Below are 555 nucleotides of genomic sequence, written 5' to 3' on the forward strand. Positions count from 1 at the left end.
GCGAGGGCGTCGGCGTACCGGTCGAGTTCGCCGTAGGTGAGGTGCGCGCCCTGGTGTTCGGCGGCCACGGCGTGCGGGGTGGCGGCGGCGTGCCGGGCGACGGCGTGGTGCAGGAGCGGGTCGGGGACGGGGACGGTGGGGCCCCGGCCGTACTGGCGGAACAGCTGCCGGTCATGGGGGGTGAGATGGCGCAGAGGCATGGTCGGATGGCCTCCTGGCTGTGTTCGAGTGTCGGATGTTCGAACGCCGTACGGAGTCGTGCGAGCGCTGCGCGTAGCGAGAGCGTAGTGGCGCTGCTTCAACTCTCAACTAGGCCGGATCGGCCAAGAAAGGAGAGCAATGAGCCACATGTGGCGTTTTTGGTCACAAGGGCAACGTCCGTGCCGGTCGGCGGCGACGTGAAGGTGGGCAGGCCTGTGCCTCACGGAGACGCGGTGGCGGCGGGGAGGTTGCCGTCCCTGCCGCGTAACAGGGAACCGTCCCGGGCGTAACACGGCGGAAGCAGGCTGAACGGTATGCAGACCACCGCCACGCCCACGCACTGCCCGTACTGCG

1 pseudogene is annotated in these 555 nt (G+C 69.4%); it reads right to left on the bottom strand.

Annotated elements, in window-relative coordinates:
• A pseudogene (locus CCL05_RS41490) lies at window positions 1–200 on the bottom strand (peptide synthetase); the annotation flags it as partial.
• Window positions 201–555 lie beyond the last annotated feature (355 nt).

The sequence above is a fragment of the Streptomyces africanus genome, assembly GCF_002150735.1.
Lineage (GTDB): Bacteria > Actinomycetota > Actinomycetes > Streptomycetales > Streptomycetaceae > Streptomyces > Streptomyces africanus.